Annotated in this window: 17 protein-coding genes, 16 tRNA genes, 2 rRNA genes and 2 pseudogenes; 34 read left to right on the plus strand and 3 right to left on the minus strand. The window is 38.1% G+C overall.

Features of this window, described 5'->3' with window-relative positions:
* The 25 genes and pseudogenes from ACFFHF_RS13910 to ACFFHF_RS14030 all read left to right on the plus strand — a co-directional run.
* Nucleotides 1–123: ribosomal RNA gene (locus tag ACFFHF_RS13910) — 23S ribosomal RNA — on the plus strand; the annotation flags it as partial.
* Between the two features lie 120 nt (nt 124–243).
* Nucleotides 244–359, plus strand: a 5S ribosomal RNA gene (gene rrf, locus ACFFHF_RS13915).
* A gap of 21 nt (nt 360–380) precedes the next feature.
* Nucleotides 381–456, plus strand: a tRNA-Asn gene (locus tag ACFFHF_RS13920).
* Between the two features lie 3 nt (nt 457–459).
* Nucleotides 460–552: transfer RNA gene (locus tag ACFFHF_RS13925), tRNA-Ser, on the plus strand.
* 13 nt (nt 553–565) lie between these two features.
* A tRNA-Glu gene (locus ACFFHF_RS13930) sits at nt 566–640 on the plus strand.
* Nucleotides 641–702: 62 nt separating this feature from the next.
* A tRNA-Val gene (locus ACFFHF_RS13935) sits at nt 703–778 on the plus strand.
* 66 nt (nt 779–844) lie between these two features.
* Nucleotides 845–918: transfer RNA gene (locus tag ACFFHF_RS13940), tRNA-Met, on the plus strand.
* Between the two features lie 33 nt (nt 919–951).
* Nucleotides 952–1027, plus strand: a tRNA-Asp gene (locus ACFFHF_RS13945).
* Between the two features lie 6 nt (nt 1028–1033).
* Nucleotides 1034–1109, plus strand: a tRNA-Phe gene (locus ACFFHF_RS13950).
* Nucleotides 1110–1155: 46 nt separating this feature from the next.
* Nucleotides 1156–1239: transfer RNA gene (locus ACFFHF_RS13955), tRNA-Tyr, on the plus strand.
* A gap of 4 nt (nt 1240–1243) precedes the next feature.
* Nucleotides 1244–1317: transfer RNA gene (locus ACFFHF_RS13960), tRNA-Trp, on the plus strand.
* A 13-nt stretch (nt 1318–1330) separates the two neighbouring features.
* Nucleotides 1331–1406, plus strand: a tRNA-His gene (locus ACFFHF_RS13965).
* Nucleotides 1407–1447: 41 nt separating this feature from the next.
* Nucleotides 1448–1522: transfer RNA gene (locus ACFFHF_RS13970), tRNA-Gln, on the plus strand.
* A gap of 3 nt (nt 1523–1525) precedes the next feature.
* Nucleotides 1526–1600: transfer RNA gene (locus tag ACFFHF_RS13975), tRNA-Gly, on the plus strand.
* A gap of 6 nt (nt 1601–1606) precedes the next feature.
* Nucleotides 1607–1680, plus strand: a tRNA-Cys gene (locus tag ACFFHF_RS13980).
* A gap of 39 nt (nt 1681–1719) precedes the next feature.
* Nucleotides 1720–1808 (plus strand) — tRNA-Leu (locus ACFFHF_RS13985).
* Nucleotides 1809–1878: 70 nt separating this feature from the next.
* A tRNA-Leu gene (locus ACFFHF_RS13990) sits at nt 1879–1959 on the plus strand.
* A gap of 623 nt (nt 1960–2582) precedes the next feature.
* A complete protein-coding gene (locus ACFFHF_RS13995; RefSeq protein ID WP_340906163.1) occupies nt 2583–2894 on the plus strand; it encodes a UPF0175 family protein in 312 nt (103 codons plus the stop codon).
* Nucleotides 2860–3225, plus strand: a complete 366-nt coding sequence (locus ACFFHF_RS14000) for a PIN domain-containing protein (RefSeq protein WP_377058434.1) — start codon at nt 2860–2862, stop codon at nt 3223–3225. Before ACFFHF_RS13995 ends, ACFFHF_RS14000 begins: the two co-directional genes overlap by 35 nt.
* A gap of 476 nt (nt 3226–3701) precedes the next feature.
* Entirely contained in the window at nt 3702–5381 is a 1680-nt protein-coding gene (locus ACFFHF_RS14005) for an SWIM zinc finger family protein (protein WP_160548961.1), read from the plus strand.
* A 418-nt stretch (nt 5382–5799) separates the two neighbouring features.
* A complete protein-coding gene (locus tag ACFFHF_RS14010; RefSeq protein WP_160548960.1) occupies nt 5800–6075 on the plus strand; it encodes a hypothetical protein in 276 nt (91 codons plus the stop codon).
* A gap of 5 nt (nt 6076–6080) precedes the next feature.
* Nucleotides 6081–6512, plus strand: coding sequence for a hypothetical protein (locus ACFFHF_RS14015; protein WP_251629276.1), 432 nt, complete (start codon nt 6081–6083; stop codon nt 6510–6512).
* A 53-nt stretch (nt 6513–6565) separates the two neighbouring features.
* Nucleotides 6566–6934: a hypothetical protein gene (locus ACFFHF_RS14020; protein WP_340902711.1), complete on the plus strand. Its 369-nt coding sequence runs from the start codon at nt 6566–6568 to the stop codon at nt 6932–6934.
* A gap of 108 nt (nt 6935–7042) precedes the next feature.
* Nucleotides 7043–7610, plus strand: a pseudogene (locus ACFFHF_RS14025) (peptidase dimerization domain-containing protein); the annotation flags it as partial.
* Nucleotides 7611–8028: 418 nt separating this feature from the next.
* Nucleotides 8029–8102, plus strand: a tRNA-Gly gene (locus tag ACFFHF_RS14030).
* 84 nt (nt 8103–8186) lie between these two features.
* Here ACFFHF_RS14030 and ACFFHF_RS14035 read toward each other — a convergent pair.
* On the minus strand, nt 8187–8552 hold the full coding sequence (locus ACFFHF_RS14035) for a winged helix-turn-helix transcriptional regulator (protein WP_377058435.1): 366 nt from the start codon (nt 8550–8552) through the stop codon (nt 8187–8189).
* 166 nt (nt 8553–8718) lie between these two features.
* On the opposite strand from ACFFHF_RS14035, the gene ACFFHF_RS14040 reads away from it, so the two are divergent.
* On the plus strand, nt 8719–9909 hold the full coding sequence (locus ACFFHF_RS14040; protein ID WP_377058436.1) for an MFS transporter: 1191 nt from the start codon (nt 8719–8721) through the stop codon (nt 9907–9909).
* Nucleotides 9910–9993: 84 nt separating this feature from the next.
* Here ACFFHF_RS14040 and ACFFHF_RS14045 read toward each other — a convergent pair whose 3' ends face one another.
* The gene (locus tag ACFFHF_RS14045) at nt 9994–10662 is read right to left on the minus strand and encodes a B3/B4 domain-containing protein (protein WP_377058437.1); all 669 of its coding nucleotides are present in this window, start codon (nt 10660–10662) and stop codon (nt 9994–9996) included.
* Nucleotides 10663–10749: 87 nt separating this feature from the next.
* Here ACFFHF_RS14045 and queG point away from each other — a divergent pair, with 87 nt between their 5' ends.
* The 8 genes and pseudogenes from queG to ACFFHF_RS24795 form a co-directional block, all read left to right on the plus strand.
* Complete coding sequence (gene queG / locus ACFFHF_RS14050; protein ID WP_377058438.1) at nt 10750–11880, plus strand: tRNA epoxyqueuosine(34) reductase QueG; 1131 nt, start codon at nt 10750–10752, stop codon at nt 11878–11880.
* Nucleotides 11881–11946: 66 nt separating this feature from the next.
* The gene (locus tag ACFFHF_RS14055) at nt 11947–12816 is read left to right on the plus strand and encodes an amidase domain-containing protein (RefSeq protein ID WP_377058439.1); all 870 of its coding nucleotides are present in this window, start codon (nt 11947–11949) and stop codon (nt 12814–12816) included.
* A 65-nt stretch (nt 12817–12881) separates the two neighbouring features.
* Entirely contained in the window at nt 12882–13358 is a 477-nt protein-coding gene (gene trmL / locus ACFFHF_RS14060) for a tRNA (uridine(34)/cytosine(34)/5-carboxymethylaminomethyluridine(34)-2'-O)-methyltransferase TrmL (RefSeq protein ID WP_160548954.1), read from the plus strand.
* A 47-nt stretch (nt 13359–13405) separates the two neighbouring features.
* Nucleotides 13406–14149: an oxygen-insensitive NADPH nitroreductase gene (gene nfsA / locus ACFFHF_RS14065; RefSeq protein ID WP_377058440.1), complete on the plus strand. Its 744-nt coding sequence runs from the start codon at nt 13406–13408 to the stop codon at nt 14147–14149.
* A gap of 343 nt (nt 14150–14492) precedes the next feature.
* On the plus strand, nt 14493–16388 hold the full coding sequence (locus ACFFHF_RS14070) for an ATP-dependent protease PrkA (RefSeq protein ID WP_340902717.1): 1896 nt from the start codon (nt 14493–14495) through the stop codon (nt 16386–16388).
* An 85-nt stretch (nt 16389–16473) separates the two neighbouring features.
* Nucleotides 16474–16704 carry a hypothetical protein gene (locus ACFFHF_RS14075; protein ID WP_377058441.1) on the plus strand — a complete coding sequence of 77 codons (231 nt, stop codon included), beginning with the start codon at nt 16474–16476 and terminating at the stop codon, nt 16702–16704.
* 659 nt (nt 16705–17363) lie between these two features.
* Nucleotides 17364–18533 (plus strand): sporulation protein YhbH, encoded by a 1170-nt coding sequence (gene yhbH, locus ACFFHF_RS14080; RefSeq protein WP_160548951.1) that lies wholly within the window; start codon nt 17364–17366, stop codon nt 18531–18533.
* A gap of 134 nt (nt 18534–18667) precedes the next feature.
* Nucleotides 18668–18781: pseudogene (locus tag ACFFHF_RS24795) on the plus strand (hypothetical protein); the annotation flags it as partial.
* A gap of 42 nt (nt 18782–18823) precedes the next feature.
* Here the strand turns inward: ACFFHF_RS24795 and ACFFHF_RS14085 are convergent.
* Nucleotides 18824–19612 (minus strand): Cof-type HAD-IIB family hydrolase, encoded by a 789-nt coding sequence (locus ACFFHF_RS14085; protein ID WP_160548950.1) that lies wholly within the window; start codon nt 19610–19612, stop codon nt 18824–18826.
* Between the last annotated feature and the right edge of the window lie 47 nt (nt 19613–19659).

The following is a 19659-nucleotide window of genomic DNA, read 5'->3' on the forward strand; positions in this document are numbered from 1 at the left end:
GATGAGATTTCCCATAGCGCAAGCTAGTAAGATCCCTGAAAGATGATCAGGTTGATAGGTCAGAGGTGGAAGCGCGGCGACGTGTGGAGCTGACTGATACTAATCGATCGAGGACTTAACCAAATATTGATGAAACGTATTTCTTTCTTCTTCAAAATATTATCTAGTTTTGAGAGAATGGTTAAAAATTTCTCTTGAAAAATTGCGAAAAACTATTATAATAAAATAGTGTCGCATAAATAGTCTGGTGGCGATAGCGAAAAGGTCACACCCGTTCCCATACCGAACACGGAAGTTAAGCTTTTCAGCGCCGATGGTAGTTGAGGGTTTCCCTCTGTGAGAGTAGGACGTCGCCAGGCGGTAACATTTTATCTAATTATTCCACAGTAGCTCAGTTGGTAGAGCATTCGGCTGTTAACCGAACGGTCGCAGGTTCGAGTCCTGCCTGTGGAGCCATTAGGAGAGCTGTCCGAGTGGCCGAAGGAGCACGATTGGAAATCGTGTAGGCGGGCAAAACCTGTCTCAAGGGTTCAAATCCCTTGCTCTCCGCCATAATTATTATACTGGCCCCTTGGTCAAGCGGTTAAGACACCGCCCTTTCACGGCGGTAACACGGGTTCGAATCCCGTAGGGGTCACCAAGTTTTTTCACGAAGTGAAAATAACCAAGTTTTTTCGCGAAATGAAAATAACATTCCATTTCGGAGGATTAGCTCAGCTGGGAGAGCACCTGCCTTACAAGCAGGGGGTCGGCGGTTCGATCCCGTCATCCTCCACCAAAAAAAATTCGTGAAGCGAAAAATATTTATCCTTTCACGAAAGTGAAAAACATTTAATATTATTGTCGCGGGGTGGAGCAGTCTGGTAGCTCGTCGGGCTCATAACCCGAAGGTCGCAGGTTCAAATCCTGTCCCCGCAATCTAAATTTTTCAAGGAAACTTGAAAAATTTCTGGTCCCGTGGTGTAGCGGTTAACATGCCTGCCTGTCACGCAGGAGATCGCCGGTTCGATCCCGGTCGGGACCGCCATATTGTGGCTCAGTAGCTCAGTCGGTAGAGCAAAGGACTGAAAATCCTTGTGTCGGCGGTTCGATTCCGTCCTGAGCCACCACTATTCACGAACAATCTCGTTGTATCTGAATATATTAAATTCATATGGAGGGGTAGCGAAGTGGCTAAACGCGGCGGACTGTAAATCCGCTCCCTTGGGTTCGGCGGTTCGAATCCGTCCCCCTCCACCATTTTAGGGGTATAGTTTAAAGGTAGAACGAAGGTCTCCAAAACCTTTGGTGTGGGTTCGATTCCTACTACCCCTGCCAACTTTTAATAATGGCGGTTGTGGCGAAGTGGTTAACGCATCGGATTGTGGTTCCGACATTCGTGGGTTCGATTCCCATCAGTCGCCCCATTTATATAAAAGAATTTTTTGATTATATGAAGTTTAATCAATGGGCTATAGCCAAGCGGTAAGGCATCGCACTTTGACTGCGACATGCGTTGGTTCGAATCCAGCTAGCCCAGCCATTTGCGGAAGTAGTTCAGTGGTAGAATACAACCTTGCCAAGGTTGGGGTCGCGGGTTCGAATCCCGTCTTCCGCTCCAAGTTTTGGCGGCATAGCCAAGTGGTAAGGCAGAGGTCTGCAAAACCTTTACCACCGGTTCGAATCCGGTTGCCGCCTCCAATTATTATATCCATGATTACTATAATATACCTAAGATACGCCGGGGTGGCGGAACTGGCAGACGCACAGGACTTAAAATCCTGCGGTAGGTGACTACCGTACCGGTTCGATTCCGGTCCTCGGCACCAAGGATTTTTACGAAGTAAAATATCCAATGCTTTTTGCGAAGCAAAATAGCTATCCTTACAATTGAATTATGCCGGTGTGGCGGAATTGGCAGACGCGCACGACTCAAAATCGTGTTCCTCTGGAGTGTCGGTTCGACCCCGACCACCGGTATCTTTAGGTGAAAACGAGTTCGTTTTACAAACGATAAAACACTTACAAATGTTGATATATCAATGTTTGTGAGTGTTTTTTGTTTTGTGGAAAGACGGCTGACTAAGGTAGGTTTTTAAATCATTTTACATAAATTTTACACAAGAAAAATTAGTAATGCTTAATAGCGTATGGGTTTTACGAAGGTGATAAAATATAATTAGGTAAGGTTTGAATAACTATTAATGGGCAGTTTTATGAGTGAAAAGTAGGAAACAAGGCCATTTCTGCAAAGGATGTGGGGTTATTCTGTCTAATGAAAAATTTAGCGGTAGAGGTAACCGTGAACATCTTTGTAAAGAGTGTAAAAAAGCAGGTATAGTAAGAAATACTAAGTCAAATTCCAATTATGATCGGGATTTTCATCGTCTATCTAATATAGATAGTATTTTAGTCCAAGCTGAAATCCGACCTGAAATACAATTCGGAGATGTTATTTCAACTAAATGGGTCTTATTTTGAACATGGTTAATTGTTTTTTTTGTAACTTTATGACTTTTACGAATAGATTTCTTTTGTTAGTATTCATTAATTGTTATAATATAATGATAGAAGGAGTTCAAGGGAGGAATGTACCATTGGCTATGGATGAATCAAAAGCAAAAGTTGGAATTAATCCTGAATTCTTACCTTTTCTAAAAGGGGCACATGTAAATTCAATTGATGAAGATGTTAATATATCACTAGCCTTGTATTTGTTTACTGCGAGAAAAATAACACTTGCACGAGCAGCTGAACTGGGTGGTAAAAGCATATCAGATTTTATTCAAATCTTAATTAATCATAATATTCATTGGGCAGAGTATACAGAGGAAAATAAAAAGCAAGATGATGAAACGATTGATTTTATTCTAAAAGAAGATGGTAAAGGAAAACAAGATAAAAGCGATTTGTAATACTAGTCCTATTATTGGGCTATCTATCATTGGTCGTCTTGATCTTCTGTGGGAACTGTTTGATATCTATATTCCACAAGAAGTTTATAATGAAGTTGTGAAACAAGGTAGTGAACAAGCAATCGGGAAACAAGAATTAAGAGATGCTGTGGCTAAGGGGTTAATAAAAGTCCATGAAGTAAAAGATCAAGGTTTTGTAGTAAAGTCTTATGGACGTTTGCATAGAGGAGAGCTAGAAGTAATCGTTGGAGCAAAGGAACTAGGTGTGAGTATTGTTATTATTGATGAAAAGTCTGCAAGGAAATGTCAGCAGCATATAATTTACTGGTGAAATTCAAATAACTGTTATCATGGTCCAGCTAAAGTTAACTGGGCTTATTTTGTTGTAAATATAAATTCAGGAAGTTAAGTTTGTGAACAGTTACGCTTAGAGTAACCAATTATTATAATAAGACTATTACAAAGCGACTTAAAACTTCTATCTACTTATAAAAAAGTAACATAACCTGGCCGCAAAGTAATGTGAGTTACTTATTTCTTGCAAGTATTAAATTAGCCACCAGCACCGCGAATAACTGATGCTGACGTCGATGTTCGTGCATACGAACCTTCATATATCATAAACCACAATGATCTTAACTTCAAATAAGCCTGTAAATTTTCATAGGTATCAATTGTCTTTTCTCATCTCTTCCCACGGTTCCTTAATTACATGGGTACTTTGGTGCCTGTGAACTCTTTAATGATAAACGATGATTCAATGAGTTTGAAAAAAACGAAATAAATCTTCACTAGGGGTGTAATGAGATGCATTTATCAAATTTTGAAAATTACTTTCAGGAGCATATTCTTGGGCGTGGCCTGGATTATTATCACAGTAAATTGATTACTAGTCTTGAAACAGATGATGGACATCATTACGTCGCAAGCGTCGACGGTACGGAAATGTATAATGTACATGTGGTTATAAGTGAGAATGAGGATGTTACTGAAATTACGTGCGACTGTCCTTACGACTACGATCAACTATGCAAACATATGGCAGCAGTCCTTTTTGCTATTCGCGAGCAGAAGGGTGTTCCTATACCAGGGGAAATAAAGCAGGACTTGCCCTCACTGCTACAAAGTCTAGATAAAGAGGAACTTATACGTATCCTTCTTGAAATTGCGGATGAACGCCAGGATATTGAAAAAAGGCTATTATTTATCTATTCAAAAAGTGAAAATGAACTTTTATCGAGTGATCGATTAATTAAAGAATATATACGTCGAGCTAGTAGAAAGGGCTATATCGAATGGAATCATGTTGATTACGCCCTTGAGGGGGCTGATATGGTCTTGGAAAAAGCCCGAACGAAAGCGGATGAAGGAAATTACAAAACAGCTGTTTTATTAGGAATAACCGTCTTAGCGAATGCGGTTGAAATGTTAGAATACGCAGATGATTCAAGTGGTTCAATTGGAATGGTCATATCTTGGAGTATTAAAACGATTGATCGGGCTATTTGTGAGGGAATAGATGAATTCCCATTACATGAAAAAGCAGAGCTTTTTGAGACGCTGATTAAAGAAGCTATGAACGAAAGATATGACGATTGGTGTGAGTGGCGTATTGATTTATTAAGGGTATGTGTGCACTTTTGTGCAGCAGAGGAATTGCGCAGAACATTAGAAGACCAGTTATCAAGAATGATGAAAACCGTATCTACAGACTCTTGGCGTTCGAGTTATGAAATAATTGAATTGAAAAAACTTCAGCTAAAGATAATTGAAAATTTTGATGAGGATGAAAAAGCGGAACGATTTATTGAAGAAAATATTGTTCACCCCTATTTTCGTGAACAGGCAATTACAAAAGCAATGCAAAAAGGAGAATATAACAAAGCCATTCAGCTTGCATTAGATGGGGAAAGAGAGGCAGCAAACCAGTGGAATGGATCTGTTAAAAAGTTTAAAGAATATCGTTATCAAGCGTATAAACTGATGGGTGACATTGATAAACAAAAAAGACTAGCACTAGAGTTTTTACAACACGACGATTTTAACTATTATGCAGAATTAAAAGGACTTTACTCACCGGATGAATGGCAAGTAAAATTAAAAAATATAATTGCCTGGTTCCAAAGCCAAAAGAATCGTTCTTACACATACCTTTCTATTATAAAAGAAGAAAATTTAACGGAGCATATTCTTGAATATTGTAAAGCCAAGGCATCCACGATCACAGAACTTTATCCCTATTTAGAAGAAAGATACCCTTATGAGGTGAACAATCTTTTTATTGAATATATCCGAAAGGAAGCAGAAGCTGCTTCTAATCGGAAGCAATATCAAAGCGTTGCTTCCATAATAAAACAATATAGAAAGGCTTGTAGTCTAGGACAGCCAACTGACATCATTGATGAGCTAAAACTAAAAAATAAAAGGCGTCCGGCATTTATAGATGAACTGGAAAAAGTGAGTTTCGCTTTTGCTAGAAAAAGATAATCTGTTTGAACAATGCTGCAATAGTGAATAAAGATTTGAGGTTATTAGTAATGGGGAAGAAGAAGGAAAATAAGAACAAGAATTTGGGACCGCGGCGCAAACGAATGAATCGAAAAGGCAGTCTGCAGAGTGCCAAGGGACAATATTAATGGGGAGTTTTATGAGTGAGAAGTAAGAAACGAGGCCATTTCTGCAAAGGATGTGGGGACTTTCTGCCTAATGAAAAATTTAGTGGTAGAGGTCACCGTGAACATCTTTGTAAAGAGTGTAAAAAAGCAGGTATAGTAATAAATACTAAGTCAAATTCCGATTATGATCGGGATTTTCATCGTTTATCTAAAGCTGTTAGAAACTGTATGATTATTTATATGGAGCATGAAAGTTACTTTTATTTGAATATCAACTTTCCCGGTATATTATGGGAGGAGGAGATGAACTTAGCTCAGAAATCTATGTGTATCAGGGAGACAAGGAGCAAAAATTCCTTGTATCAGAAAAACTACAAAAGAATGAAGCTGTAATGGACGTTTTATACAAAAAATACTACGATACAATTGATAGCAACCAAAGTTTTGATTATGAAGAATTGATATACGAGGAGTATGTAGAAATTTCAAAGAAACGCAGACAGTTTCTTGAAGTAATATCATCGATTCATCATTTGAAGGAGTTCTTGATAGTTGGAAGGGGATAGAATTGATGACTCAATCAAGAAAAATTCGTCTAAAGAAATTATATGTTCCTTGTCCTGCTAAGGAAAACGATGAAATATTTCGAAATGGAGTATTTCATTTTAATATATCTAGAATATTGGAAGACATTCATTGTGGGAAACTAGTTGTTGATAAAGAATACGTAGATATTAATGAATGGTTTAAGTGGCATGGACATCATTCATCTTTAAATGAAGACCATTTACCTACAGTTAATATAGATAGTATTATAGTCCAAGCTGAAATCCGTCCTGGAATATTTTCTATCATAGATGGCAATCACAGAATAGAAAAAGCATTTCGGTTGGGTAAACCCTCCATTTATTCATATAAGCTAAAGGGAGAGCAGTTGATTCCATATTTTATAACTGAAAAAGGTTATCAAGCTTTTGTGGAATATTGGAATTCAAAATGTTAGATAAGAAAATTAGAATGAAGGATTTAATCGAAACTATTTTTTAGAAGCGATAAATGTCTATGAGGGTGAAGCTTGAAGATATAGTAGAGGGAATGGAAATGCAATCGGATGATAACCGATCATTTCTTAATCTAGATACTGGTGAAATCGTCCATATCTCACAAGAGGCTCTATTAATTGCTGAAGATAGTGAGGACTATGAACACTTATCTGAATGGCAACAAGATGAAGTGAAAATAGCCTTGGATATAGTAGAGAGTTTTGGAAAGTATGCTGCACTTCTAATATCTTTGGTGTTATACAGAGAGAAAAATCAAGAGATAAAAAAGGTTGCAGTTCGCCACAGTCTACAACCACTAAATAACTTCCTAGATAAATTACATGAAAAATACCAGGCACTCCGTCAAAGGGAGCGCTTTTAAAGCATATTTAATTATATAGTAACATGTTACTTAAGGTGGTTCTTTCATAAAAACTCGATTTTATCAATAACATTATCAAAATCTCTTCTACCGTCTTCTTCAGTGCCTGCCCTTTATTATGGTGCAGCAGCCTTTTTGGATGGAAAAATTATTGGTGTGGATGCACATGGAGCACGTCCTCATCTTGGCCAGAATGCTATAGAAGTGGGTTCATCTTTCATTCAAGCCATAAAAGGCATCCATTTGGATCCGATGATTCCATATACCGCTAAAATGACAAAGTTCCACGCTGGTAGTGATTCTGGAAACATTATTCCCGGAAATGCGAACTTTAACATCGACCTGCGGGCACAAACAAACGAAGTCATGAAAGAACTTATAGAAAAGATCAATGAAATCTCGGAATCAGTTGCAAAAGCTGCACGGTGTTACGATAACACTAGAGACAAGAGCGACCGTAGCAGCTGCACAAGTTAATGCGTTAACAACCTTATCGAATTTCATACTGCCTGGTGACACAGCTGCTTCTTCCCGTTATTGGGAGAAAGACATTATTGACCCGGAAGTTGTCGTTGAAAATGGAAAAATCACCGTTCCAGAAAAGTGTGGAATTGGTTATGAACCTAATAGAGAAATTATTCAACAATTTACGGTTAGTGAAAAGTCTTATTTCTAAAAACATAATTTGTTCCATTCTATCAAGTTTAGTTATTATTCATAGTATCTATAAAGGTAAAGAACTTATACGAAAAATACTACTGAAAGGAGCGCCAGTAAGCCAGGTAGGGTGCTTCTTTTTTAAGTCGGTATCAGTTGCCGAAGATGATTCATCGGTTATTTCCCCATCTGCCAATCAGCAAGTATTTCTCTCACCCTGTTATTTGCTGAAGGAATGATCCTGCCTTTTCTTTTAGGGAATAAGTCTGAATGGATTGCTTTTCCTCATTGATTATTAAACATCCTTTCTTTTTCAAAACTCAAGAACAACCAGGTAAATATGATAAACACATACATGAAAAAAGTTCGACAAAATACTTGATTTTTTTCAGGAATCTTTGTATTATATAAAAGTACCAAATATGAATCACATATTTGCGGGTGTAGTTTAATGGTAAAACCTCAGCCTTCCAAGCTGATGTCGTGAGTTCGATTCTCATCACCCGCTCCATACATATAAGCAACGCAGTATGCCGTTTATAAAAACGATGTACTGCGTTTTTTAATCCCCCCATATTTAGGAGGGAATTTGTTGCTATTTTTGATTTAAAATACTTTCCTCTAACACATCATGTTTATCTCCATACACTTTTGTAATATGAGATTCTCCCCATGCGCACAACGAATCTAAAATAGATTGCAGGCTTTTTCCATACTCACTAAGTTCATATTCCACTTTAGGGGGAACCTGATTATAACTAATACGGTTGATTACTCCGTCGTCCTCTAACTCTCGTAATTGCTGTGTTAACATTTTTTGAGTGATATTTGGCATTAATTTCTTCAATTCACTAGTTCGCTTTTTTCCATGTGTAAGATGGCATAAAATGACACACTTCCATTTCCCCCCAATTACTTCTAATGTTGCTTCCACAGCAATGTTGTACTTCTTTTTCTCCATTTTCATACTCCTTTCTATAGGTACTAAAAAGTACCTACCTTACTAATAGGTACCTATATCACTTTTAAGTGCGTTCTTTCCAATTAGAACTCTATGAATCATAATAGCATTTGTTGATGAAATACACCAAGGAAACATACAACGGAAATAAATTGGAGGAAATGAAATGAATATTGATAAGAAGAGAAGCACATTTGCTTTATTAGCGTTAGCAATTAGTGCTTTTGCAATAGGGACAACCGAATTTATTAGTGTTGGGTTGCTTCCTCTCATTGCAAAGGATTTACAAATATCTGTAACAATGGCTGGCCTAACAGTCTCCTTATATGCACTAGGAGTCACGGTAGGTGCGCCAGTTTTAACTTCGATAACATCGAGTATGTCGAAAAAGAAGCTGCTGCTTTGGATTATGCTCATTTTTATCATCGGCAATAGTCTAGCAGCTTCTGCAACATCAATAGGTGTTTTACTTGCAGCAAGAGTAATATCAGCATTTTCCCATGGTGTATTTATGTCAATTGGCTCAACAATTGCAGCGAGCCTAGTTCCAGAAAACCGTCGTGCTAGTGCCATTTCTATTATGTTTACAGGGCTCACGGTTGCAACGATTACCGGGGTTCCTATAGGTACCTTTATCGGCCAACAGGTTGGGTGGCGATCAGCATTTGTTGCTATTGTTATTGTCGGAATAATAGCCCTGATTGCCAATAGCATTCTCGTTCCGGGCGAACTACCTAGAGGGCAAAAAACAACATTCCATGATCAACTTAAACTAGTTAGAAATGGTCGTTTGTTATTAATGTTTATTATTACGGCATTAGGATATGGGGGAACATTTGTAGTATTTACGTATTTAACTCCCTTGCTTCAAAGCATTACAGGTATTAAAGAGGAATTAGTCGCTGTCGTTTTACTCGTATATGGGATTGCCATTGCGATTGGAAATGTGATAGGTGGTCGACTAGCAAATCATAAGCCGCTCAAGTCTTTATTTTATATGTTTCTCATTCAGGCAGTAATTCTCCTCATATTAAGCTTTACTGCTCCGTTCAAAGTGATTGGAATAATCACGATTATTTTCATGGGGCTCTTTGCCTTTATGAACGTTCCAGGCCTTCAAGTATATGTAGTTATGCTTGCAGAACGCTTCGTTCCTGGGGCAGTAGATGTGGCATCAGCGATAAATATTGCTGCTTTTAATGCAGGGATAGCCGTTGGTTCTTATGTTGGCGGAATCATAACCGAACAGATGGGATTGATTCATACCGCATGGATTGGTTCGTTAATGGTCTTTGGTGCTGTAATTTTAACAGGCGTAAGCCTAATTCTAGAAAAAAAAGATCTAATCGAGGACTAATAATTGATGTTTAATAAACATTTACAAGAAACGACTACTTTAAAAACAACTCCCCTGCTAATTACAGGGGAGTTCCTGTTCTGTTTACTCACCTATCACCCGACATTCCCCCACCCCACCATGAATTTGTATAAACATGTTCATAATGGATTGTGTCAAAAGTTGTCCTTCATCCATTGTTATGGACGGACGTAAATAAATCAGGTGGAGTGCATTTCTAGTTGATTCTGTCACTGCTGATCTCAGAGAATCAACGTACGGACTGCCGAACCCGCCTTTTTTATCGGCGGAAATGATAAGCTGGTAAAGAGAATTACTACGGCCATTAAGCCCCTCGTATACTTCATCCTCCGATCCCAATCTAATCATAATGTCCTCAATAAGCTGACTAGTGTCATAGATACCTAAAGGAATCTCATACTTCAATGAGAGGAAGTTATTTAAATCTGTGGCACTGTTAATACTTTGTATGTAATTTTGTTTTTTGACACGTCTGTATAAAGCTTCAGCTGAATGACGATAGCGATTAGGGTCCTTTCCGGTTTTCTTAAAAATAGACCTCCACTCACTAATTCCCTTAAGATCAGATAGTTGCTTCTCCTCTAAGTCGAAGAATAATGATTCTTGAAAAAGCTGCAATCTACCTTTTAGCATTTGGGGAGAGGATCCAACATCAATATCTTTATATGTGATGACGCCCATTTTAAAACCTGGGACCAGTGAGAGGAGCTCAGGAGAAATCGATATTTCCAAACTTTCCACCTCCAAAAAGTGTTTAAAATAGTTTATCATAGAATGCAGTGATTTCGTATTTGTAAGTATGGAACGAGGTGAAGACGCATGAATTATCATCAATTAAAAATAGATATTATTGAATTTAGCAAAACGATTGGAATTGATAAAATTGGTTTTACATCGGCATCTTCGTTTTCTGAGTTAAGAAACCGACTTGTAAGGCAACAAGAGTTAGAGTATCAGTCGGGTTTTGAGGAGCCCGATATTAATAAAAGAGTCGAGCCCTCTTTACTTTTACCAGAGGCTGCTTCTATTATCTCCATAGCACTAGCCTATCCATCAAAAATGAAGATAAGAGTGGAAAGCAGAAAGGGAGAGAGAAGAGGTATCTTTTGTCGAGCTTCTTGGGGAACGGATTATCATACAGTCCTTCGTGATCGGTTAAAAAAACTTGAGGATTATATCCATTCTAGAGTTCCAGGTGCTCTTGTAAAATCAATGGTGGATACAGGAGAGCTTGCTGATAGAGCCGTAGCAGAACGTGCAGGGATTGGCTGGAGTGGGAAGAACTGTGCTATTATTACTCCTGAGTTTGGCTCCTACGTCTACCTAGGGGAAATGATTACAAATCTCCCGTTTGAACCAGATCAGCCGATTGAAAATGGGTGTGGAGACTGCAATAAATGTGTAGATGCATGTCCAACAGGAGCACTTGTTCAAGGCGGACAACTAAATTCACACAAATGTATTGCCTTTTTAACACAAACAAAAGGATTTCTTCCAGACGAATTTCGAGGAAAGATTGGAAATCGATTGTACGGTTGCGACACATGTCAGACAGTCTGTCCTAAAAATAAAGGAAAGGATTTTCATTTTCATGAAGAAATGGAACCTGATCCAGAGATTGCAAAACCCCTTTTACGTCCTTTACTTTTCATGAGTAATCGGGAGTTTAAAGAAAAGTTCGGACATGTATCGGGCTCTTGGCGTGGGAAAAAGCCCATTCAGAGAAATGCCATTATCGCACTTGCTCATTACAAGGATGAGACAGCTGTTGAGGATTTAATCCAAGTCATGAAAAAAGATCCAAGGCCAGTGTTAAGAGGAACGGCTGCTTGGGCTTTAGGGAAAATTGGTGGGTTAGTGGCAGCGGATGCCTTAAATAATGCAAAGCAAAAAGAAGAGGACGAAGAGGTTCTTGACGAAATCAATAAAGGATTATCATTCATTCAGTGAGAGTACTTCGTTACTCTCATTTTTTTTTCAACTTCTTCATATGTTTACTTGAAGGGAGTGAAAAAGGTGAGAAAACAGCTTCAAGTGTTACTCGAGAAAAGGGTCAAGCAATGTGTAACAAATACACGAGATATTAACGAGGAATGCGAGAAAATAAAGATGAAGAAACAAGGTTTAGAGGAAAGAAAAGGTGAAATTGTTAAAGCCAAAGCTAGCGGCAAGATACAGAACATAGAACAGGTAGCAGATATCGCTCACGTTTATTACCAGGTTCACTTTCAGTACTTGATTAACCATAAGGGAACATTATATATAGAGGAAGAAATAGAGGAAAGAAAAGCTGAATTTTATAAAGGAACATTGGTTGATGATGAGGAGATTGCTCCAGACTTTACAGTAGAAAAAGCAGAAGCAAGTATTAATGATGTATTTGATGAACGAGTAAAATTTGCTTACGACCGTTTAAGTGCTGTGAAATATGCGGAAACATGGTGGAATAGCTATAATCCGCGATTTAGTAAGTTTACGAACGACTGTACGAACTATATATCCCAATGTCTTCGTGCTGGAGGGGCACCGATGACAGGGTATCCTAACCGTTCCAAGGGCTGGTGGATGCAAAACAATAGTTGGACATACAGCTGGACCGTTGCTCATTCCTTCCGGTGGTATTTACCGAATGCAAGGGTAGGATTGCGGGCAGTTGAAGTGAATCGACCAGAAGAATTGAAGTTAGGTGATATTATATGCTATGACTTTGAGGGAGATGGACGATTTAATCATACGACCATTGTAACAGCAAAGGATGCAGACGGAATGCCGCTTGTGAACGCACATACAACGAATAGTAGAAAAAGATATTGGGCGTATACAGATTCTACCGCATATACACCAAATATCAAATATATCTTTTTGCAAGTTGTTGACGATGTATGAGCTTTGGCTCTGAGTAAAGAGTAGTGGTATAATATCCACTGACAGTTAACTACAGAGGTGACACCATGCCAAACCATATCGTACTATTTCAACCACAAATTCCTGCTAATACAGGGAACATCGCTCGTACATGTGCTGCAACAGATACAACACTACATTTGATTCGACCGCTTGGTTTTTCAACAGATGATAAACAATTAAAGCGTGCGGGGTTAGATTATTGGGATGCGGTAACCATTCATTACTATGATTCATTGGATGAATTTTATGAAAAGAATGAAGGCGGGGAATTTTTCTACTTAACGAAGTTTGGTAAGAAAAACTATACTTCATTTGATTACAGCGATTCAGGAAAAGAATACTATTTCATCTTTGGGCGTGAAACAACAGGATTACCACAAGAGGTGAGAGAGAAAAACCTTGATCGTGCGTTAAGAATTCCTATGAATGATGAGCATGTACGCTCATTAAATTTGTCAAACACGGCAGCTATTTTAGTGTATGAGGCATTAAGACAGCAAAACTATCTACACCTAACATAAAGGGACCGTTCTATTATAGAACGGCCTTTTTAAAAGGAGGTAAACAAGTGAATACAGTCATTGAAACGATTTTAAATCATCGGTCAATAAGGAGCTTTGAGGACAAGCCATTAACTCGTGAACAGATTGAGATCATCGTTGAAAGTGCTCAAGCAGCATCTACTTCTAGTTACATACAAGCTTACAGCATCATTGGTGTAACCGATCGTGAAAAAAAGAAAAAGTTAGCAGAGCTTGCAGGAAATCAAAGCTATGTGGAGGAAAATGGTCACTTTTTTGTTTTCTGTGCGGACTTATTCCGTCATGAGTACATTGGAAAAATGGAAGGAAAAGATGTGATTCCTTCCATTGAAAGCACGGAAAAATTTATGGTTGCTCTAATTGATGCATCATTAGCTGCTCAAAATGCAAGCTTAGCAGCAGAATCTTTAGGGCTTGGAATTTGTTATATTGGTGGCATAAGAAATAATCTAGACGAAGTGGGAAAATTACTGAATATACCTGAGCGGGTGATTCCTCTATTTGGTTTAGCAGTCGGTTATCCTAAAAAAATGACAGATAAGAAGCCACGATTGCCTCTTTCACATGTGTATCATGAAGAGCAATACAATACTGATCATTATGAAGAGGAACTTACAAGCTATAATAAAGTAATTTCTAGCTACTATAAGGAAAGAACGGGTGGAAAGCGTACGGACACGTGGACTGAACAAATGGCCAATATGCTAGAGAAGCAATCAAGAATGTATATGAAGAATTATGTAGAAGGACAAAAATTTAATAAACAATAAGAAAAAAGCTGCCAACAAAATCGGCAGCTTTTTCTTACTTATTTACACCTGGTTTATCATCGTATCCTGCAGTAAAAATTGCAGCTAGAAATGCAACCATAACACCTAAAATAAGAAGCAATCCCATGTATGTAGCCTCCTCTGTAAAAGATTACGTTTACATATAGACCTATTATAGCCTATTTCAAACATAGTGTGAATAATGGAAGAGATATTTTTTGGCCAAGTTCCTAAAGTGTTTCTAAAAAAGGACAACATTAGTCTCCCTCATTAGGCATGTTCATCTGTAAGGGTGCATAGATTATATTAATCGTCTCTGATCATTCAAACAGGGGAGGTCCTTATGGATATCTTAAAAAAGATTGAAATGTATAGACAAGAAGAGGAAAAGTTAAAGTGGGAAGGTACGTTTGCAGAGTATTTAGAAATTGTGAAGGAAAGTCCATGGGTAGCACAGTCGGCACATTCTCGCGTTTATAATATGATCAAAGATGCTGGAATTGAAAAAGACGGGACGAGTAAAAAATATGAATTTTTCAGTAACCAGTTATTTGGTTTAGAGGAGTCGCTAGAGAGACTAGTCGAGGAGTATTTTCACCCGTCTGCCAAACGTTTAGATGTTAGAAAGAGAATTCTTTTGCTTATGGGACCAGTTAGTGGCGGAAAATCCACTCTAGTCACGATGCTAAAGCGTGGGTTAGAAGCATATTCGCATTCAGAACGAGGCGCTGTTTTTGCGATAAAAGGCTGTCCGATGCATGAAGACCCATTACATCTCATTCCGCACCATTTAAGAAAAGATTTTTACGATGAATATGGAATTCGAATTGAAGGGAATTTGTCACCACTAAACACGATGAGAGTGGAACAGGAGTATGGCGGTCGAATTGAAGATGTCATTATCGAACGTGTTTTCTTCTCAGAAGATAAGCGTGTGGGGATTGGAACATTCAGTCCTTCCGATCCAAAGTCACAGGATATTGCTGATTTAACAGGTAGTATCGACTTTTCAACCATTGCTGAATACGGATCAGAATCCGATCCGAGGGCTTATCGATTCGATGGAGAATTAAATAAAGCCAATAGAGGTATGATGGAGTTCCAAGAAATGTTAAAGTGTGATGAAAAGTTCTTATGGCACTTACTTTCTCTTACACAAGAGGGGAATTTCAAAGCAGGTCGATTTGCACTCATTTCCGCAGATGAATTAATTGTGGCTCATACGAATGAAACGGAGTATCGCTCGTTTATTTCAAATAAGAAAAACGAAGCATTACACTCACGTATTATCGTTATGCCAGTACCTTATAACTTAAAGGTAAGCCAGGAAGAGAAAATCTACGCGAAAATGATTGGTGAAAGTGATGTATCACATGTTCACATTGCCCCACATACATTGCGGGTTGCAGCTATGTTTACTATCCTAACTCGATTGAAGGAACCGAAAAAAGGTGACATTGATTTAGTGAAAAAAATGCGCCTTTATGATGGGGAGAATGTTGAAGGTTTCTCAAGCGCTGATGTCGATGAGTTGAAGAAGGAATATGCGGATGAAGGAATGAGTGGCATTGACCCTCGTTATGTGATCAATCGTATTTCTTCTACAATTATAAGAAAAGAAATGTCGTCTATTAATGCACTAGATGTTCTTCGTTCCTTAAAAGAGGGCTTAGATCAACACGCATCCATTACTCCAGAGTTAAAGGAGAAATATTTGAATTATATTTCACTTGCTCGTAAGGAGTATGACGATATTGCGAAAAAAGAAGTGCAAAAAGCATTTGTATACTCGTATGAAGAGTCTGCAAAAACGCTGATGGATAATTACTTGGATAATGTCGAGGCATACTGCAATAAGGCGAAGCTTCGAGACCCATTAACTGGTGAAGAAATTAACCCAGATGAGAAGCTGATGCGCTCCATTGAAGAACAGATTGGTATTTCCGAAAATGCGAAAAAAGCATTCCGCGAAGAAATCTTAATTCGTATTTCTGCCTATGCAAGAAAGGGCAAGCGTTTTGACTACAATTCGCACGATCGTCTACGTGAAGCGATTCAGAAGAAGCTGTTTGCAGACTTAAAGGATGTTGTGAAAATTACAACCTCCACTAAGACTCCAGATGAGCAGCAGCTGAAAAAGGTTAATGAAGTAGTAGCAAGATTGATTGACGAGCACGGCTATAATTCTACCTCTGCAAACGAACTACTTCGTTACGTTGGTAGCTTGTTAAACCGTTAATAAAAGGAGGGCTGGCTATAGTTGCCAGTCCTTGTTTGGTTTACCGCTTGTCCATCCCGGGTATAGATTACCAGAGGTGATGATCATGAAAACCAATCAAAAGGCCAAAAACGATGTTGCACAAAACAGTTCCATGGCTGAGGATATGAAAGAAATGAAGAACCTTGGAAAAGAAGTCGAACAAATGAAAACGAATGCTGAGTTAAAAAAGGATAATAAAATTCCTGATCCACAGCAGGAAACGAAATCAAACCAAACAAAAGAAAAGATAGAAAAAGTAAAAAGTAAGCATCGTTTATTAGATGCAAAATTTTAGATCATACGGCTGGAGAAAATACTTATCCCTATTAATAAGTAACCAGCACAAGTAGAATAAGCGGAGATTTTTCGGTTAAATGCAGAATGGGGCTTATTTCGGGGTAAATAAGAGGAGATTTTCCGCTTATGTAAAGCAAAAACCCCTCTTTTCGAAGTTTTCGAGCCAATAGGCGGAATCTCTCCGCCTATTCAAGCTCTTTTTAATCTGGATTACTAATTAAACGGAATTTCTCCGTCTATTTATCAGCTCGGGTACTTAACCTGAACTTCCAGCCGATGGGTGTAATGCGCCAAAAAATTGAGCTAGTTAATATAGCTCTTTTTCTTTTCCCATTAAAGACAAACATATTTTCTTTTTCGAAATAATATTTATAGAAGTAAGTTTTACATTGGGAATTAGGTGAACTGATTATATAATCCGTCAGATCATCTTACAGTGTATTTTTGAAATGATGAGAGCCTCTAATGTACTTGAATAGCAATAAAAAGGCTTGTCCATCATTATGGGCAAATGTCTCATTGTCAAAATTATTTGTAAATTATTGCGTCCTCTTGCATATGATAGAGTAATCAACATTTCCCACTCAAATTTACACTCGGGATATTGTATGAGCGTTTTGTGAAAATGGTGACAAAAAAATTAGGAGGGTTAAAACTATGGCAGATGTAAATAACCATCAATTTGTGATTTCCCAAGAAGACTGGTCCCTCCACCGAAAAGGCTATGACGACCAACAGAGGCATCAGGAGAAAGTTCAGGAAGCGATTCGAAACAATTTACCAGACCTAGTGACAGAGGAAAATATTGTTATGTCCAATGGTCGGGAAGTGGTGAAAATACCGATTCGCTCACTGGATGAATACAAAATTCGTTATAATTATGATAAAAACAAACATGTAGGCCAAGGAGATGGAGAAAGCAAAGTTGGTGATGTCGTAGCTAGAGATGGATCCGCAAATCAAAAGGGACCTGGAAAAGGGCAAGGAGCAGGAGATCAGGCAGGAGAAGACTATTTTGAAGCAGAAGTGTCTTTAATGGACATTGAGGAAGCTCTATTTAAGGAGTTGGAGCTGCCAAATTTAAAAAAGAAGGAAAAATCCGAGAACGTTGTAGAGGACATTGAATTTAATGATATCCGTAAAACAGGTTTGATGGGGAACATTGATAAGAAAAGAACAATGATGACCGCTTACAAGAGAAATGCAATGACAGGCAAGGCCAGCTTTCATCCTATTTATAGAGAAGATTTAAAATTTAAGACCTGGAATGAAATTATTAAGCCAGATTCTAAGGCTGTTGTGTTAGCAATGATGGATACAAGTGGATCAATGGGTCTTTGGGAAAAATATATGGCTCGAAGCTTTTTCTTCTGGATGACTAGGTTTTTACGAACCAAGTACGAAACAGTAGATATTGAGTTTATTGCCCATCATACAGAGGCAAAGGTGGTTTCCGAGGAGGATTTCTTTTCTAAAGGAGAAAGCGGAGGAACCATTTGTTCATCAGCATACCGTAAATCACTCGAACTTATTGAAACAAAATACGATCCTGCAAAATATAATATCTACCCATTCCATTTTTCAGATGGTGATAATTTAACTTCTGACAACGCACGTTGTGTGAAGTTGGTAGAAGAATTAATGAAAGTGTCGAATATGTTTGGATACGGAGAAGTAAATCAATACAACCGCCACTCGACCCTAATGTCCGCGTATAAAAACATCAAACATGAAGACTTCAGATACTATATCCTCAAACAGAAATCAGACGTGTTCCATGCGATGAAAAGCTTCTTCAAGAAAGAAGAAAATAAACAATTTGCTTAAAACCAGCCATGTGGCTGGTTTTTTATTGAGGCTCTTTTCTAAAACATTGTGCTACATACCCTTTTAAGGAAATTAATATTTCAACAACCAATCTGAACATTTTCATCGAGAGCTAAAAAAACGGTAATGATTTATTTATTTATGTTGACCGAGACAGCGAAGGAAAAGGCTCAAACGAACGCTATAGAAAGAAAAGCTTTGATTGGTATAAAAAAGTCATTGCCAGCAATGGCGAAGATTTAGAGTAGAAAAAGAAGGAAAGCTCTCTAGCAGGAGCTTTCCTTTTGACATTATTTCACTAAACCTAATGATTTCAAACCATTAAAAATACCTGAATCATCAACACCAGTTGTAACATGCTTCGCGTATGAAAAAAGCTCCGGATTTCCACTTCCCATAGCAAAACCTTCACCTACATTCGAGAGCATTTCTTTATCATTCATCCCATCTCCAAATGCAATGGCCTGTTCAGTTTGAAAGCCTAGATGTTCAATCACAGCTTTGACCGCTACTCCTTTATTTACATGGTCACGGATAACATCGTAACAAGTGGTGAAACCTGGAACATTCACCTTTGCATAGTGTATACCTTCAATTGATTGATAAGGTATATCGCCCTCTTCGTCGGAGGTAATGATGGTTATTCCGAGTACGTCCTTTTGAATGGATTGATGATATTGGTCGTTCTTTCTCAGATGAAAGGCTTTTTGAAAATCTTTAACTCTCTTGGTTTCTTGATCAAGGAAATAGTTCTTATTATGAGTGTAAATAACCAGATCATGTTTGTGTGTTTCTGCAATATGTAAAAAGGAATTCACATCCTCTATTTGCATATTTTCTTTAAAGATTTCTCTGCCTTTATAAATAGCATAGGCACCATTATAGGCTATATATGAATGAATGTTTAATTCTTCCCCGAGATCCGTTATTTCATGAAGTGGCCTTCCCGTGGCAAGTATTACTTCAATGTCTTGATCTTTCAACTGCCTGATTGCTTTCTTAGTTGTATCCTCAATGGAGTCATCTGGTCGTAAAATGGTTCCGTCAATGTCTAGAAAAACAACTCTGTATTTAGTCATTTAGTAAGCTCCTTATGATTAGACTTCTTCATGTTTTTGAGTATCTT

It is taken from the genome of Robertmurraya beringensis (assembly GCF_042433785.1).
GTDB classification, from domain to species: Bacteria; Bacillota; Bacilli; order Bacillales; family Cytobacillaceae; genus Robertmurraya_A; species Robertmurraya_A beringensis.